This is a genomic window from Pseudomonas sp. NPDC087029 (genome assembly GCF_044745345.1).
GTDB lineage: Bacteria > Pseudomonadota > Gammaproteobacteria > Pseudomonadales > Pseudomonadaceae > Aquipseudomonas > Aquipseudomonas faucium.
Genome location: NZ_JBIVAB010000022.1, coordinates 52,494 through 69,133, shown reverse-complemented (window position 1 = coordinate 69,133; position 16,640 = coordinate 52,494). Strand labels below are relative to the sequence as shown.

Genomic DNA, 16,640 nt, shown 5'->3' with positions numbered 1-16,640 from the left:
TTACTGACGATCAACACAGGATAGGTCTCGCTCATACGTCCCGGCACAGTAGCCTACCGGCGCGACGGGCGCAATATGCCCGTAAACACGGGGAAACGAATGGACTTGGGAGCCATGCCCGACGATTTGCTAAGGTCGATCAGGTTGTTCCCATAAAAACAATGAAAAGGATGTTCATCGATGCGCAAAGCACCGCTGCTGCGTTTCACCCTCGCCTCACTGGCCCTCGCCTGTGGCCAGGCCCTCGCCGCCCCCTCGCCCTACTCCACCCTGATCGTGTTCGGCGACAGCCTCAGCGATGCCGGGCAATTTCCCGACCTGGCAGGCGGCACGCCAGGCGCCCGCTTCACCAACCGTGACGCACAAGGCAACTTCGCGCTGGTGTCGCCGATGATCCTTGGCGGCAAACTGGGCTTCAGCGCCAGCGAACTGGGCCCCTCGACCTCACCTGGCAATGCGGCCGGGGGCCTTCTCGATGGCAACAACTGGGCCGTTGGCGGCTATACCACCGGGCAGATCCTGGCATCGATCACCGACACGTCCGAAACCGTGATCCCCCCGGGCCAGCAAGGCGCGGGCACGGTACTGCGCGACCGGCCGGGCTACCTTGCCAACGGCCAGCGGGCCGACCCCAATGCGCTCTACTACCTGACCGGCGGTGGCAATGACTTCCTCCAGGGCCTGGTCAACTCACCGGCCGACGCTGCAGCCGCCGGCGCGCGCCTGGCGGCCAGTGCCCAGGCCCTGCAGCAGGGCGGCGCCCGCTACATCATGGTGTGGCTGCTGCCCGACCTGGGCCAGACCCCCAATTTCAGCGGCACGCCCATGCAGAACCCGCTGTCGCAACTCTCCGCCGTGTTCAATCAGTCACTGGTCAGCCAGCTCAATCAGGTCGACGCCGAGATCATTCCGTTGAACATCCCGCGGCTACTGAACGAAGCGCTGGCCAGCCCGGCTGATTTCGGCCTGGCCAGCGGCCAGAACCTGGTGGGCACCTGCTACAGCGGCAACAGCTGCGTGGAGAACCCGGTGTACGGCATCAACGGCCTGACACCCGACCCGACCAAGCTGCTGTTCAACGACTCGGTCCACCCCACCATCGCCGGCCAACAGCTGATCGCCGACTACGCCTATTCGATCCTCGCCGCCCCGTGGGAGCTGACATTGCTGCCGGAAATGGCCCACGCCAGCCTGCGTGCGCACCAGGACGAGCTGCGCAATCAGTGGCAGACGCCCTGGCAAGCGGTGGGGCAATGGCAAGCCTTCGTCAGCACCGGCGCGCAGGACCTGGACTTCGACAGCCAACGCAGCGCCGCCAGCGCAGACGGCCATGGCTACAACCTGACCCTGGGCGGCAGTTATCGGCTGAACGACGCCTGGCGCCTGGGCCTGGCCGGTGGCGTTTACCGGCAGAAACTGGAAGCAGGCGCACAGGATTCGGACTACAAGCTCGACAGCTACCTGGCCACCGCCTTCGCCCAGTTCCGCCAGGACCGCTGGTGGGCGGATGCCGCACTGACGGCCGGGCACCTGGATTTTCGCGACCTCAAGCGCACCTTCGCGCTGGGCGTGAATGACCGCAGCGAGAAAGGCGACACCGATGGCGAAGCCTGGGCCGTGACGGGGCGCCTGGGTTACAACCTGGCGGCCGAGGCCAGCAATTGGCAGCTGGCACCGTTCATCAGTGCCGACTATGCGCGGGTGAAGGTCGATGGTTATGACGAGAAGAGCGGGCGCTCGACTGCGCTGGGCTTCGACGACCAGGACCGCACCTCGCGGCGCCTGGGCGTGGGCCTGCTCGGCAGCGTGCAGGTGCTGCCGAGCACCCGCGTGTTCGCCGAGGTGGCGCAGGAGCATGAGTTCGAGGATAACCGGCAGGATGTGACCATGCACCTGACGACGCTGCCGGCCAACGATTTCACCCTGACCGGGTATACGCCGCACAGCGACCTGACCCGAGCGAGCCTCGGGGTGAGCCATGAGCTGGTGGCGGGGGTGCACCTGCGGGGCAATTACAACTGGCGCAAGAGCGATGAGTTGACCCAGCAGGGGGTGAGCCTGGGCGTCAGCGTCGACTTCTGAAAACAGCTGGGGCCGCAATGCGGCCCCATTCGTGTCACTTGGCAGAGGTCTGCTCGGCCAACGCCACCGCACGGAACATCGCCCGGCGCTTGTTGATGGTTTCTTCCCACTCCAGCGCCGGCACCGAGTCGGCAACGATGCCGCCGCCAGCCTGCACATGCAGTTCGCCGTCCTTGATCACCGCTGTGCGAATGGCAATCGCGGTATCCATGTTGCCGTTCCAGGCGAAGTAGCCCACCGCGCCCCCATAGACGCCACGCTTGACCGGTTCCAGTTCGTCGATGATTTCCATCGCGCGGATTTTCGGCGCACCCGACAAGGTGCCCGCCGGCAGAATGGCCCGCAGTGCATCCATGGCCGTCAGCCCCTGGCGCAGCTGGCCGGTGACGTTGGACACGATGTGCATCACGTTGGAGTAACGCTCGATCACCATCTTCTCGGTCAGGCGCACGCTGCCGGTCGACGACACCCGGCCCACGTCGTTGCGGCCCAGGTCGATGAGCATCAGGTGCTCGGCGATTTCTTTCTCGTCCGACAGCAGGTCGTCTTCCAACGCCCGGTCGGCCTCTTCGGTCGCCCCGCGCGGGCGCGTGCCGGCAATCGGGCGCACGGTGACCAGGTTGTCCTCAACCCGCACCAGCACTTCTGGCGAGCTGCCAACCACATGGAAGTCGCCGAAGTTGAAGAAGTACATGTAGGGCGTCGGGTTGAAGCAACGCAGCGCACGGTACAGGTCGATGGGCGCGGCCTTGAAGTCGATCGACATGCGCTGCGACGGCACCACCTGCATGCAGTCGCCCGCCAGGATGTATTCCTTGATGCGCCCTACCGCGTTCTCGTAATCGTCGCGGGTATAGCTGGAGCGAAATTCCGGCTCGGCCGCCATCGGGCCGCTGAGGTCGAGGCCACGGCGCGGCGTGATCGGCTGGCGCAGGGTTTCCAGCAGGCCCTGCAGGCGTGCCTGGCCTTGTTCGAACGCCTGCTCCTGGGCCGGGTCGACCAGCACGATGGCGTGCATCTTGCCCGCCAGGTTGTCGAACACCACCACGGCGTCGGAAACCATCAGCAGGATGTCCGGCACGCCCAGTGGGTCCGGGTTGGGGCTGGCGCCCAGGCGTTTTTCCACATAGCGCACGCAGTCGTAGCCGAAGTAGCCCACCAGGCCGCCGTTGAAGCGTGGCAAGCCGGGGATGTCGGCGACCTTGTAGCGGTCCTTGAAGGCTTCGACGAAGGCCAGTGGGTCTTCGACGTCATGGCTTTCCACTTCCACTCCATCCTGGAGGATGCTGACGTGGTAGCCGTGCACGCGCATCACCGTGCGCGACGGCAGGCCGATCATCGAGTAACGGCCCCACTTCTCGCCGCCCTGCACCGATTCGAGCAGGTAGGTGTTGGGCTGGTCGGCCAGTTTCAGGTAGATCGACAGCGGCGTGTCGAAGTCGGCCAGGGTTTCGCAGGCCAGGGGAATGCGGTTGTAGCCGGCAGCGGCCAGGCGCAGGAATTCGTCGCGGGTCATGGGTAGCCTCGTGGCAAGCAGCAATAGGGTCGGGCAAGCGGACGGGCCGGCAGGCGCCGGCGGGCAGGAGTCAGGCGCGCCAGCGCCAACGGGCCAGTGCCTTGATGACTTTCATCCAGAATTTGCCAGTGACCGCCACGGGGGACTCTCTGTCTTGTGAGGCTTGAAGGTCCGCCAACGTTATCCCAGTGGCCGGGTCTGCGCAACCGGGCAGCAGCGCGCGCAGGTCGTCGATCACCAGGTTCGGCGATTCTTCATCGATCGGCCGGCCATGGTTGTAGCCATAGCTCAGGCCAACGCACTGCACACCGGCAGCCTTGGCCGCCAGCACGTCGCTGCGCGAGTCACCGACGAACAGCGATTGCTCCGGCGTGACGCCGGCCATTTTCATCACGTGCAGCAGCGCTGCGGGGTCGGGCTTTTTCTGTGGCAGCGTGTCGCCGCCGATGATCCAGCGGAAGTAGCGGCCGATCTTCATCTGGTCCAGCAACGGCCCGACGAAGCGTTCGGGCTTGTTGGTGATCAGCGCCATCTCCACGCCCTGCTTGTGCAGCCAGCGCAGGGTGTCCTTCACACCGGGGTAGATGACGGTCAGCCCATGGCTGTCGGCATACGCCTCCATGAACAACGCCAGCGCCTGGTCGGCCAGGGCATCGTCCACCGAAGCGTGCTCGATGCCGCCGGCCAGGGCCCGGCGCACCAGCACCTGGGCACCGTTGCCCACCCAATGGCGCACGGCCTCGAGGCCTGCGGGCGGGCGCCCGAGTTCGAGCAGCATGCGGTCCACGGCGGCGGCCAGGTCAGGTACCGAGTCGATCAGGGTGCCGTCCAGATCGAACATCACCAGCCTGGGCAGCGTCCCCGGGAACAGCTGCTCGAAGCCGCTCATGGGCGCGCCTGGGCCAGTTCGGCACGCATCTTGGCGATGACTTCCTGGTAGTCCGGGGCATTGAAGATGGCCGAGCCGGCGACGAAGGTGTCGGCGCCCGCGGCTGCGATTTCGCGGATGTTGTTGACGTTGACGCCGCCGTCGATTTCCAGGCGGATATCACGGCCACTGGCATCGATCAGGGCGCGGGCCTCGCGCAGCTTGTCGAGGGTGCCGGGGATGAACTTCTGCCCGCCGAAGCCTGGGTTGACGCTCATCAGCAGCACCATGTCGACCTTGTCCATCACGTACTTCAGGGCATCCAGGCTGGTCGCCGGGTTGAACACCAGGCCGGCCTTGCAGCCGCCGTCCTTGATCAACTGCAGCGAACGGTCGATGTGCTGCGAGGCTTCCGGGTGGAAGGTGATGTAGGTGGCGCCAGCTTCGATGAAGTCGCCGATGATGCGGTCGACCGGGCTGACCATCAGGTGCACGTCGATCGGCGCGGTCACGCCGTACTTGCGCAGCGCGGTGCAGACCATCGGGCCGATGGTCAGGTTGGGGACGTAGTGGTTGTCCATCACATCGAAGTGAACGATGTCGGCGCCGGCGGCCAGCACCTTGTCGACGTCCTCGCCCAGGCGGGCGAAATCGGCGGAGAGAATGGAGGGGGCAATAGCGTAGGGCTGCATGGCGCACCTGTTGGCAGAATCACGGTGGCGCGCATTGTAACTCAGGGAATTGGATACAGGCTGATTGGTATCAATCCGTGTCGACGGGTGCCTCCTTTGTCTGAACCGGCCTCATCGCCGGCAAGCCGGCTCCCACAGGATCTGCACTGCCCTACCTGTGGGAGCCGGCTTGCCGGCGATGAGGCCAGCACAGGCAAGCATCAATCAACCAGGCTGCTGCGTCCTCAGCTTCTCGCTGCGCCCCCGCAACCACTCCAGGGTCAGCAACAACACCACCGAGAAGCCAATCAGCAAGGTCGCCGCCGCCGCAATGGTCGGGCTGAGGTTCTCGCGAATGCCGCTGAACATCTGCCGCGGCAAGGTCGCTTGCTCCGGGCCGGCCAGAAACAGCGTCACCACCACTTCATCGAACGAAGTGGCAAAGGCGAACAGCGCCCCGGAAATCACCCCCGGCGCAATCAAAGGCAAAGTCACCCGACGGAACGCCAGCAACGGCGAGGCGCCCAGGCTGGCAGCCGCGCGCACCAGGTTGTAGTTGAAGCCCTGCAAGGTCGCCGACACGGTAATGATGACGAACGGCACACCCAGCACCGCATGCACCAGAATCAGCGAGATGAAGCTGTTGCCCATGCCCAGCGGTGCGAAGAACAGGTAACTGGCCACACCGATGATCACCACCGGCACCACCATCGGCGAAATCACCAGCGCCATCACCAGCGACTTGCCCGGGAAGTCGCCGCGGGTCAGGCCGATCGAGGCCAAGGTGCCGAACACCATGGCCAGCAGCGTCGCCGCCGGGGCGACGATGATGCTGTTCTTCAGCGCCCGCATCCATTCGGCCGAGGCGAAGAAGTCGTGGTACCACTGCAGCGAGAAGCCCTGCAGCGGATACACCAGGAAACTGCCACTGTTGAACGACAGCGGCACGATCACCAGCACCGGCAGCACCAAGAACAGCAGGATCAGGCCGCACAGAATGCGCAGGCTGTAGAACCACACCCGCTCCACGGGCGACATGTATGGGCTCAGCATCACAAGGCTCCTCAGCTCAGGCGCAGGCGGCTGGCGCCGACCAGCCAGCTATAGATCAGGTACAGCAGCACGGTCGCCAGCAGCAACAGCCCGCCCAGCGCGGTGGCCATGCCCCAGTTGATGCTGGTGTTGGTATAGAAGGCGACGAAGTAGCTGACCATCTGGTCGTTGGGGCTGCCGAGCAGCGCCGGGGTGATGTAGTAGCCGATGGCCAGGATGAACACCAGCAGGCAACCGGCGCCCACACCTGCGTAGGTCTGCGGGAAGTACACCCGCCAGAAGCTGGCGAACGGGTGGCAACCGAGCGAAATCGCCGCGCGCATGTAGCTGGGCGAAATGCCCTTCATCACGCTGTACAACGGCAAAATCATGAACGGCAGCAGGATGTGCACCATCGAGATGTACACGCCCGTGCGGTTGAACACCAATTCCAGCGGCTGGTCGATGATGCCCATCGCCATCAGCGCACTGTTGATCAGCCCGCCCGACTGCAGCAGCACGATCCACGCCGCCACCCGCACCAGGATCGAAGTCCAGAACGGCAGCAGCACCAGGATCATCAAGAGGTTGCTCTGCCGGGTCGGCAGGTTGGCCAGCAAGTAGGCCAGCGGGTAGGCCAGCACCAGGCAGATGGCCGTGATCACCACACCCATCCACAGGGTGCGGGCAAAGATGTCCAGGTAGATGGCCTGGTCGGGCGTGGCCTTGGCCAGCTCGCCGAGGTCGTCGATACGGTGGTCGAGCGCCGCCAGCAGGTAGAACGATGTCACCGAACTGGTATTGCGGCGGATCGCCTGCCAATAGGCCGGGTCGCCCCAACGCTCGTCGAGTGCCTGCAGGGCATCTTTATATGAGGCCGGCTCTTCCTTGAACGGCAGCGCCCGCGCGGTTTTCGCCAACAGGCTGCGGTAGCCGGCCAGTTCCATGTTCAGGCGCTTGGAGAGGTCGCCCAGGGTCTGGTTCTTGCGCGACTCGGCCAGGTCCTGGCCCAGGGCCTTGTACACCTCTTCACCCGGCAGGCTCTTGCCATCCCAGCGGGCGATGGTCTCGACCGTGCGCGGCAGGCCGCCGACCACTTCCGGGTTGCCGACGCTCTTGTACAAAAGCGCCGCGATCGGCACCAGGAACACCAGCAGGAGAAACAGCGCCAGCGGCGCGATCAACGCCTGGGCCTTCCAGCGGTTGACCCGCTCGGCGTGCTTGAGGCGCTGCTTCAGGTTTGGACCTGCGCCTTCGTTCAGGGGCATTGCAATGGCCATGGCGAACTCCGCAAAACAGGCTGAATTTGGGGCTGCTGTGCAGCCCATCGCCGGCAAGCCGGCTCCCACACTACCTCAGCTGTGGGAGCCGGCTTGCCGCCGACGGGCCGCAACAGCGGCTCCTGTCGTTTACTTCGCCGCCCAGGCGTTGAAGCGTTGCTCCAGCTGTTCGCTGTTGTCGGCCCAGAAGGCCACGTCGATCTGCACCTGGTTGGCGATGTTCTCAGGCGTGGTCGGCATGTCTTTCTTCACCGCATCCGCCAGCAGCGGGACGGCCTTGGCGTTGGCCGGGCCGTAGGCGATGTTTTCGGAGTAGGTCTTCTGCTGCTCTGGCTGCACGCTGAAGGCGATGAACTTCTTCGCCTCGTCCGCATTCTTCGCGCCTTTCGGAATGGCCCAGGCGTCGAAGTCGTAGATGCCGCCGTTCCAAACCACCTTCAGGTTGCTTTCCTTCTGCACCGCGGCGATGCGGCCGTTGTAGGCCGAGCTCATGACCACGTCACCCGAGGCCAGGTACTGCGGCGGCTGGGCGCCGGCTTCCCACCACTGGATGCTGGGCTTGAGTTCGTCGAGTTTCTTGAAGGCGCGGTCCTGGCCTTCCTTGGTACCCAGCACTTGATAAACGTCCTTCGGCGCCACGCCGTCTGCCATCAGGGCGAATTCGAGGGTGTACTTGGCGCCTTTGCGCAGGCCGCGCTTGCCCGGGAATTTCTTCGTGTCCCAGAAATCGGCCCAGCTGGTAGGCGCGGTCTTGAGCTTGTCGGCGTTGTAGGCCAGTACCGTGGACCAGACGAAGAAGCCCACGCCGCACGGCTGGATGGCGCCTTTTACATAGTCACTTTCGTTGCCGAACAGGGCCGGGTCGAGCTCTTCGAACATGCCTTCGTCGCAACCGCGGGCCAGTTCTGGCGACTCCACTTCCACCAGGTTCCAGCTCACGCTCTTGGTATCGACCATGGCTTTGACCTTGGCCATTTCACCGTTGTACTCGCCCGCGACGATCTTGCCCTTGCCGGCCTTTTCCCAAGGCTCGTAGAACGCCTTGACCTGGGCCGCCTTGTTGGCGCCACCGAAAGAAACCACGGTCAGGTCCGCTGCCATGGCCTGGCCGGCGGCGAACAGGCCAAGAGCCAGGGCGGTCAGTTTCAACTGCTTGCGCATTATTATTCTCTCCACAGTACAGGGTTGGTGAAGCAATCCATCAATGGGCTTCGGCAATCGGATCGAGCGCGCGCGCGTGCTCCACCTCCCAGCCCAGCGGTACCACATCGCCCACGGCCAGCGCCGGGTCGAGCTCGGCAATCGGCTGCTTCACGAAGAAGTCGGCCTTGCCGCAGACCTCCAGGCGCACGCGCACGTGGTCGCCCAGGTAGATGAATTCGGCCACGCGGCCGGAGAAGCGGTTGACGCAGCTTTGGCTGTGGCCATTGAGGCGCACCCGCTCGGGGCGGATCGACAAGGTCACAGGCTCCCCGGCCTGGCCGACATTCACCGCCAGCGCCTCGACCCGCTCGCCGCGCGCCAGCTGCACCTGGCAGCGCTTGCCATCGCTGGCCAGCAGGGTGCCGTTGATGCGGTTGTTCTCGCCGATGAAGTTGGCGACGAAGGTGTTGCGTGGCTCTTCATAAAGCGTGCGCGGGTCGGCGATCTGCTGGATCTCGCCCTGGTGGAACACCGCCACGCGGTCGGACATGGTCAGCGCCTCGCCCTGGTCGTGGGTCACGTACACCACGGTCACGCCGAGGCGCTGGTGGATGTGCTTGATCTCCATCTGCATGTGTTCGCGCAGCTGCTTGTCGAGGGCGCCGAGCGGCTCGTCCATCAACACCAGCTGCGGCTCGAACACCAGGGCGCGGGCCAGGGCCACACGCTGCTGCTGGCCGCCGGACAATTGCCCGGGGTAGCGCTTGGCGAAGGCGTCGAGCTGGACCATGTTGAGCACCCGCTTGACCCGCTCGCTGATGTCGGTCTTGCTCAGGTTGCGCACGCTCAACGGGAAGGCCAGGTTCTCGGCCACCGTCATGTGCGGGAACAGCGCGTAGTTCTGGAACACCATGCCGATGTCGCGCTTGTGCGGCGGCACGTTGTTGATCGAACGCCCCGCCAGCTGGATTTCACCGGCGGTGGGGGTTTCGAACCCGGCGAGCATCATCAGGCTGGTGGTCTTGCCCGAGCCGGACGGCCCGAGCAGGGTGAGGAATTCACCTTTGCGAATGTCCAGGTTGAGGTCTTTGACGATCAGCGATTCGCCGTCGTAGCTCTTCTGCACACCACGGAAGCTGACCAGCGTTTCGCCAGTGGCCGCATTCGAATTCGCCTCGCTCATGCCTGCACCTTCTTGTTGGATGACTGCGTGGCAAAAGACTAGAGCAGGCGCAAGCGCCCGGAAATCGGGGCTGAAGAGAGAATGCCATCATCCGGGTGGAAGAATGCGTGTAGGGATTGCCCTACACGCTTGTCGCAACCAGAACAGTCACACCAGCTTGTGCTCCATGGCGTACTTCACCAGCTCCGCCAGCGAGTTGACCTTGAGCTTCTGCATCAGCCGCGCCTTGTGGGTGCTGATGGTCTTGCTCGACAGCGCCAGTTGCTGGGCGATGTCGTTGACGTTGGCGCCCTGGGCCAGGCGCTCGAACACCGAGAACTCGCGCTCCGACAGCAACGTATGCAGCGGGCGGGTTTCGGTCAGGCCGACTTCGAACACCATGCGGTCGGCCAGCGCCGGGTCGATGTAGCGCCCGCCGCCCGCCACCCGGCGGATCGCCGTGAGCAGCAAGGCCGGGTCGCTGTCCTTGGTGGCATAGCCAGCGGCGCCGGCCTTGAGCGCACGGGCGGCCATCTGCGCCTCGTCGTGCATGGACAACATCAGGATCGCCGGGGGGTTGTCCAGCGCGCGAATCCGCGGGATGGCCTCGAGGCCGTTGACCCCGGGCATGGAAATGTCCAGCAACACCACCTCGCACGGGGTATGGCGCAAGGTCTCGAGCAACTGCTCGCCATTGCCCGCCTCCCCGGCCACGTGCATATCCTTGGCAAGGCCGATCAATTGCTTGATGCCTTCACGGACGATGGTGTGGTCTTCGGCCACCAGCACTCGAATCACGCTTGCTCTCCTCTATCCAAGGGAATGGCCACGCTCAGGCTCGTGCCCTCGCCTGGTTCGCTGTCAAGCCGCATGCTGCCACCGAGCATCAGCACCCGCTCACGCACCCCCACCAGGCCGAACGAGGCCGGCCTGGGTTGATCGTGGCAGAACCCGCGGCCATCGTCGCTGACGGTCATGCGCAAGTAACCGCCTTCGCGCACCAGCTCGATTTCCACGCTGTGCGCCTGGGCATGGCGCATGACGTTGGTCAGCGCCTCCTGCAGGATGCGGAACAGCCCGGTGGCCTTGGCATCGCTCAATGCCGGCAGGTGCTCCGGCACCTGTACCAGGCAAGGTATCTGCGTGCGGCTTTCGAAACGCCGGGCCTGCCATTCGATGGCCGAGGCGATGCCGGCGTCGAGAATTGGCGGGCGCAGTGCCGTGGCCACGTCGCGCACCAGCTGGAACAACTGGGCAATCAGGCGCTTCATGCTCGCCAGGCGCTCGTTCAGCGCCGGGTCCAGTTCGGCGAACGCCAGCTCGCACATCGACACTTCGAGCTTGAGCACCGTCAGCATCTGGCCGAGTTCATCGTGCACTTCGCGGGCGATGCGGGCTTTTTCTTCCTCGCGCACGCTCTCCAGGTGCGCCGACAGCTCGCGCAGCTGCTCCTGGGACTTGCCCAGCGCCAGCTCGGCGCGCTTGCCCTGGGTGATGTCCCAGACCACGCCGTCCCACACCACCCGGCCATTGGCCAGGTGTCGGGCACTGGCCTTGATGTCGGCCCAGCGCTGCTCGCCGTCGCGGGTCAGGATGCGCCCCTGCCATGACCAATCCTGGCCGCTGGCGATGGCCAGGTCCTGCACCTGGTGATAATCGGCGCGGTCCTGGGGGTGCACCAGGTTGCGCAGGCCCATCTGCGGGTGCTGGATCTGCGTTGGGGTGTAGCCGACCAGCGCCTCGCTGCCTTCGCTTATGTAGGGGAACTCCGGCTCACCTTCGGCAGGGGCCGGCTCCAGGCGAAACACCAGGCCCGGCACGTTGCCGGCAATGCCCTTGAGCCGCGCCTCGCTTTCACGCAGCGCCGCCAGGGCGCGGTGGCGTTCGGTCACGTCGGCGAGGTAGACCACCAGGTACTCGGCATCGCGAAAGCGCAGGAAGCTCAGCGACAACTCCACCGGCAAGGTGCTGCCATCGGCGCGCAGGCAGTGCGTCTCGAACTGCCGTGCCCCGCCCTCACCGGTGCGCGCGCCCTTCCACAACTGAAGCCAGCGGTCCATGCCAAGGTTCGGCTCGAAGTCGATCAATGGGCGTTCGAGCAGTTCGCTTTCGGCGTAGCCGAGCATGCGCTCCACCGCATGGTTGGCGTAACGCACATGGCTGTCCCAGCTGACCCAGAGAATGCCAACGGTGCTCTGGTCGATGGCGAACTGGCTCAGGCGCAGCGCTTCTTCACGCACCTGCCGCTCGGCCAGCGTTTCCCTGGCTGACAACAGGTTGCGCTCGAGCTGGCGCTGCTGGCGGCGCTGCCATACCAGGGTGGCCAGGGCGCACAACAGCAGCAGGCCGAACAGCAAGGCCAGGTTCTGCCAGAAGCCGGCCGACTCGCTCAGGCGCGGGTATCTGGGTTGCAGCCAGCGCTGGTGCAACTGCTCCAGCTCCTTGGCCGGCATGGCCTGCAGGCCGCGTTCGAGCACATCGGCCAGCATCGGCCAGTCACGCCGCGAGCCCACCCGCAGCAACTGCGGCAGGCCGATGTCACCCACCACCACCAGCTCGCTGAACTCGCTTTCCCGCGACAGCCGGCTGAGCTGGGCCTCATCGAGCACCGCAAGGCTCGCCTGGCCGCCGATCACCCACTGCAAGGCCTCGCGCTCAGTGGGCACGCCCTGCAGGTTGAGGTTGGGGTAGTTGCCGCGCAGGTAGTCGGCCAGCACGCTGGGCATGCGCACCGCGACACGCTGGTCGGCATCGAGCTTTTCCAGCTCCACGGCCATTGCCCCGGTGCGTGGCCCCACCACCAGTTGCGGCACGCGCATGTACGGGTCGCTGAACAGCCATTTGCGCAGGCTGGCGGGGGTCTGGGTCAGGCCTGGGGCGAAGTCGATTTCGCCGGCCTGCAGGGCGTGCTCGAGGCTGGCCTGGTCACTGAAGTTGCGCCAGGTCAGGTCCAGGTCGAGCGCCCGGGCCAGCCCGTTCACCAGTTCCACGTTGGCTCCGTAGAGCTGCTGCAGGCGGCGGTCGAACTGGGCATAGGGCGCCTGCAGCACCAGGCCCACGCGCAGGCTGCGGTGGCTGTCCAGCCATTGCTGCTGGGCAGGCTCGAGCGCGACCACTGGCGGGGCTTGCGGCCTTGCCAAGGCGATCAAGGGCAGCAACAAGCAGCCGATAACCCACAGGCGACGCAATCGCTTCATTCACACGCTCGTCTTGGCAAGGGCGGCCCAGCAGCATGGCCGTCACGGGCAAATACTATTAGGCTGCCGGTATTATTCTGGCCTTGGGTTGATCCATGTTGACACTTTATCGCACGACGCTGGCAATGTGCTGCCTCGCCTCGCTCCTGCCCCTCGGCGCCCTGGCCGCCGACGCCGAAAAACAACCCGCAGCCGCCGAGGCAAGCGCGGCTGCCGAGCCGCGACCGCCCCTGCTGGAACGCAGCCAGGAAGATGCGCAGGCCCTGGAGCGCCTGGTGCCCAAGGCCGAGCAAGAGACCTTGCAGGCCGGCAACGAAAGCTTCCTGGCGTTGTGGAAACCCGCCAACGACAGCGACCCGCAAGGCACGGTGATCATCGTCCCGGGTGCCGGCGAGAACGCCGACTGGCCGAACGCGGTTGGCCCGCTGCGGCGCAAGTTCCCCGATATCGGCTGGCACAGCCTGAGCCTGAGCCTGCCCGACCTGCTTGCCGACAGCCCGCAGGCGCGGGTGGAAAGCAAGCCGTCCGCCGAGCCGCAAAAAGACAAGGGCGAGACGGCACCGGCCAAGGACACCCCGGCCGACGCCAACGCCAACATCGCCCAGGCCACGGCGGCCGATGGCGACGCCGCGCAGGGCACCGACGCCGAACAAGCCAGCGAGCAGAACGACCAGGCCGACGCCGAACGCATCTTCGCCCGCCTCGATGCCGCCGTCGCCTATGCCCAGCAGCACAACTCACGCAGCATCGTGCTGATCGGCCATGGCAGCGGTGCGTACTGGGCCGCGCGCTATCTGAGCGAGAAACAGCCCGCGCAGGTGCAGAAACTGGTGATGATCGCGGCGCAGACCCCGGCGCGGGTCGAGCATGACCTGGAAAGCCTGGCGCCGACCCTCAAGGTGCCGGCCGCCGACCTCTACTACGCCACCCGCAGCAGCGACCGCAAGGCCGCCGAGCTGCGCCTGCAGGCCAGCAAGCGGCAGAAGGACAGCCAGTACAAGCAGCTGTCGCTGATTGCCATGCCGGGCAACCTGGGTGCCGAGCAGGAGCAGTTGTTCCGCCGCGTACGCGGGTGGATGGTGCCGCAGGAATAGGCCGCGCGGCGCCTATCGCCGGCAAGCCGGCTCCCACACTGACCCTGGCGTCTGTTGGATCCTGGTGGGAGCCGGCTTGCCGGCGATAGGGCCCTCACAGCCCCCGCCGCTTGCGGATCAACGCGTAGGCCTGATGCAACTCCCGGGTCCGCTCGGTGGCCTCGCGCACTTGCGCTTCGCTGGCCCCGGTCCCGGCCAGCTTGTCCGGGTGGTGCCGGCTGACCAGGCGGCGATAGGCCTGCTTGACCCGGTCGCCGTCGGTATCCGCCTCGACCGCCAGCAGCCGCAGCGCCGCGGCATAGGTCATGACGCCAGAGGCCACCGGGGCCTTGCGCGGCTCGTATTCCAGCGACATGGCCTGCACCTGACGCCGGCTCAGCCCCAGTTTCTGCCCCCACTCCAGCAGCAGCTCGCGCTCATGCTGGCCAGCCTTGCCATCGGCCCAGGCCATGCGCCAGCACGCGCGCAAGGTGCCTTCGGCCGCATGCGGCTGCAGGCGGATACGCCGCAAGTGCGCGCCCAGCCGGTCCTTGCCGGCCTTGCCGCGGTTGAATGCGGCAATCGCACGCAGGCGCTGCGCCTCGGCCATGTCCAGGCGCACCATTTCCTGGCGGGCCTGCTGGATATGCTGCTCGGCGACCCGCCCATCGCTCTTGGCCAGGCGCCCGAGCAGCACGAACAACAACTCCTCGTCACGCAGGGCCGAGCGCCCGCCCAGGCGCTCGCGCATGTCTGCCCAGCCCTGCACGCGCAGGCGCCGGTCCATGGCCTGGCCCAGCAATGCGCCGAGCAATGCACCGGGAATGCTGGCGACGGCAAAACCCGCACCCAGCCCGATCACCGTGCCTGGCCACCACATCTCAGGCGCGCTCGCCGATCAGGCGCTCGGCCTCGGCCAGGCGCTCCAGGGTGCCGACATCGACCCAGTGGCCGCGGTAATGCTCGCCGCTCACCTGGCCGGCCTGCATCGCCTGGCGCAATAGCGGCGCCAGCTTGAACGCACCTGGCCGGCAGCCTTCGAACAAGCCCGGATGCAGCACCGACAGGCCGCTGAAGGTCAGGGTGCCGGGCGCATCGTCGCCGTCCACCACCCGCTCGCCCAGCAGGCGGAAATCGCCGCGGCCGTGATGGCCCGGGTTATCCACCAGCACCAGATGCGCCAGGCCCTGCAACGGCGCCTTCAGGCGGGTGAAGTCGTAATCGGTCCAGACATCGCCATTGACCAGCAGGAACGGCGCCTCGCCCAGCAGCGGCAGCGCCTTGAAGATCCCGCCCCCGGTTTCCAGGGGTTCGCCCTCTGGCGAATAGCGGATGCCCAGGCCGAAACGGCTACCATCGCCCAGGTGGTCTTCGATCTGCTGGCCAAGCCAGGCGTGGTTGATCACAACCTCAGTCACCCCGGCCGCCGCCAGGGCGCGCAGGTGGTACTCGATCAACGGCTGGCCGGCGACCGGCACCAGCGGTTTGGGGGTATGCAGCGTGAGCGGGCGCATGCGCTCGCCCTTGCCTGCCGCCAGGATCATCGCTTTCATGCACGCGCTCCGGCCTTGAGTTCGGCGATCAGCTGGCCCAGCTCCGCAAGCTCGGGACGGCGGCTGATCACTTCATCTATATAGGCGAAGAAACGCGGCACGTCGGCCAGGTAGCGCGGCTTGCCATCGCGGTGGCAGATGCGGGCGAAGATGCCGATCACTTTCAAGTGGCGCTGCACGCCCATCAGATCGCTGGCGCGCTGGAAGTCCTCGAACTCAGGCTGCACCGGGATGCCGGCGGCCAGCGCCTGGCCCCAGTAGTTGCGCAGCCAGCCTTCGACGCGGGCCTGGGGCCAGCTGAGGAAGGCGTCCTTGAACAAGCAGGTGATGTCGTAGGTGACAGGGCCGTAGACCGCGTCCTGGAAGTCCAGCACGCCGGGGTTGGGGCTGCTCTGCATCAGGTTGCGCGGCATGTAGTCGCGGTGCACCAGCACCTTGGGCTGGGCCAGGGCGCTGTCGATCAGCAGCTGGCTGACGCGTTGCCAGGTGGCTTTCTGCGCGTCGTCGAGGGCCTTGCCAAGCTCGCGGCCAACGTACCACTCAGGGAACAGCTCAACCTCGCGGCGCAGCAGCGCGTCATCGTAGCTGGGCAGCGCAGCGTCCATCGGCAGGCGCTGGAACGCCAGCAGCGCGGCGATGGCGTCGGCGAACAAGGCGTCGGCGTTGTCGGCATCGATGATGTCGAGGTATGTCTGGTGGCCCAGGTCGCCCAGCAGCAGGAAGCCGCGCTCCAGGTCCTGCGCATGGATTTGTGGCACATGCACGCCGGCGCTCGCCAGCAGGTGGTCGATGGCGACGAATGGTCGGCAATTTTCCTGGGGCGGTGGTGCATCCATGACCACGAAGCTGCGCCCTGCGCCCTGCCAGCGGAAGTAGCGGCGGAAGCTCGCATCGCTGCTGGCGGCGGTCAGGCTGCCCTCGGGCACCTCGCCCCAGGCGTTGTTACGGAAAAGCTGATCGAGCTGCTCATCGAGCCATACAGTCAGTTGTTGCAGGCGTACATCGTGTTCAGGCATTACAAGGGTCTCCGACGGCCCTAGCCGTCAAGCGGGTCATGCTTTAT

14 protein-coding genes are annotated in these 16,640 nt (G+C 65.8%); 2 read left to right on the top strand and 12 right to left on the bottom strand.

The window, feature by feature from the left end:
* Nucleotides 1–180: 180 nt before the first annotated feature.
* On the top strand, nt 181–2,082 hold the full coding sequence (gene estP, locus ACIPG5_RS24105) for an esterase EstP (RefSeq protein ID WP_401378580.1): 1,902 nt from the start codon (nt 181–183) through the stop codon (nt 2,080–2,082).
* A 34-nt stretch (nt 2,083–2,116) separates the two neighbouring features.
* On the opposite strand, the gene trpE is transcribed toward estP, so the two are convergent.
* The 9 genes from trpE to ACIPG5_RS24060 all read right to left on the bottom strand — a co-directional run bounded on the left by trpE (nt 2,117) and on the right by ACIPG5_RS24060 (nt 12,951).
* Complete coding sequence (gene trpE, locus ACIPG5_RS24100; RefSeq protein ID WP_401378578.1) at nt 2,117–3,598, bottom strand: anthranilate synthase component I; 1,482 nt, start codon at nt 3,596–3,598, stop codon at nt 2,117–2,119.
* A 70-nt stretch (nt 3,599–3,668) separates the two neighbouring features.
* Nucleotides 3,669–4,487, bottom strand: a complete 819-nt coding sequence (locus ACIPG5_RS24095) for a phosphoglycolate phosphatase (RefSeq protein WP_286915545.1) — start codon at nt 4,485–4,487, stop codon at nt 3,669–3,671.
* Nucleotides 4,484–5,158 carry a ribulose-phosphate 3-epimerase gene (rpe, locus tag ACIPG5_RS24090; RefSeq protein WP_027917448.1) on the bottom strand — a complete coding sequence of 225 codons (675 nt, stop codon included), beginning with the start codon at nt 5,156–5,158 and terminating at the stop codon, nt 4,484–4,486. Before rpe ends, ACIPG5_RS24095 begins: the two co-directional genes overlap by 4 nt.
* Before the next feature lie 204 nt (nt 5,159–5,362).
* Complete coding sequence (locus ACIPG5_RS24085) at nt 5,363–6,190, bottom strand: ABC transporter permease (protein ID WP_176516021.1); 828 nt, start codon at nt 6,188–6,190, stop codon at nt 5,363–5,365.
* A gap of 11 nt (nt 6,191–6,201) precedes the next feature.
* Nucleotides 6,202–7,449: an ABC transporter permease gene (locus ACIPG5_RS24080; protein WP_176516023.1), complete on the bottom strand. Its 1,248-nt coding sequence runs from the start codon at nt 7,447–7,449 to the stop codon at nt 6,202–6,204.
* Nucleotides 7,450–7,578: 129 nt separating this feature from the next.
* Nucleotides 7,579–8,610 (bottom strand): ABC transporter substrate-binding protein, encoded by a 1,032-nt coding sequence (locus ACIPG5_RS24075; RefSeq protein WP_401378575.1) that lies wholly within the window; start codon nt 8,608–8,610, stop codon nt 7,579–7,581.
* 40 nt (nt 8,611–8,650) lie between these two features.
* Nucleotides 8,651–9,775 (bottom strand): ABC transporter ATP-binding protein, encoded by a 1,125-nt coding sequence (locus ACIPG5_RS24070; protein WP_176516026.1) that lies wholly within the window; start codon nt 9,773–9,775, stop codon nt 8,651–8,653.
* Nucleotides 9,776–9,922: 147 nt separating this feature from the next.
* The gene (locus ACIPG5_RS24065; protein ID WP_176516028.1) at nt 9,923–10,552 is read right to left on the bottom strand and encodes a response regulator transcription factor; all 630 of its coding nucleotides are present in this window, start codon (nt 10,550–10,552) and stop codon (nt 9,923–9,925) included.
* Entirely contained in the window at nt 10,549–12,951 is a 2,403-nt protein-coding gene (locus tag ACIPG5_RS24060; protein WP_401378573.1) for a PAS domain S-box protein, read from the bottom strand. Before ACIPG5_RS24060 ends, ACIPG5_RS24065 begins: the two co-directional genes overlap by 4 nt.
* Before the next feature lie 95 nt (nt 12,952–13,046).
* Here ACIPG5_RS24060 and ACIPG5_RS24055 point away from each other — a divergent pair, with 95 nt between their 5' ends.
* Nucleotides 13,047–14,045, top strand: coding sequence for an alpha/beta hydrolase family protein (locus ACIPG5_RS24055; protein WP_401378571.1), 999 nt, complete (start codon nt 13,047–13,049; stop codon nt 14,043–14,045).
* A 94-nt stretch (nt 14,046–14,139) separates the two neighbouring features.
* On the opposite strand, the gene ACIPG5_RS24050 is transcribed toward ACIPG5_RS24055, so the two are convergent.
* The 3 genes from ACIPG5_RS24050 to ACIPG5_RS24040 are packed head-to-tail and all read right to left on the bottom strand — an operon-like array spanning nt 14,140 to nt 16,593.
* Complete coding sequence (locus ACIPG5_RS24050) at nt 14,140–14,904, bottom strand: TerB family tellurite resistance protein (RefSeq protein ID WP_176516034.1); 765 nt, start codon at nt 14,902–14,904, stop codon at nt 14,140–14,142.
* A gap of 1 nt (nt 14,905) precedes the next feature.
* On the bottom strand, nt 14,906–15,577 hold the full coding sequence (murU, locus tag ACIPG5_RS24045) for an N-acetylmuramate alpha-1-phosphate uridylyltransferase MurU (protein WP_401378569.1): 672 nt from the start codon (nt 15,575–15,577) through the stop codon (nt 14,906–14,908).
* Nucleotides 15,574–16,593, bottom strand: coding sequence for a phosphotransferase (locus ACIPG5_RS24040; RefSeq protein WP_314616532.1), 1,020 nt, complete (start codon nt 16,591–16,593; stop codon nt 15,574–15,576). The genes murU and ACIPG5_RS24040 overlap by 4 nt, the downstream gene beginning before the upstream one ends.
* Nucleotides 16,594–16,640 lie beyond the last annotated feature (47 nt).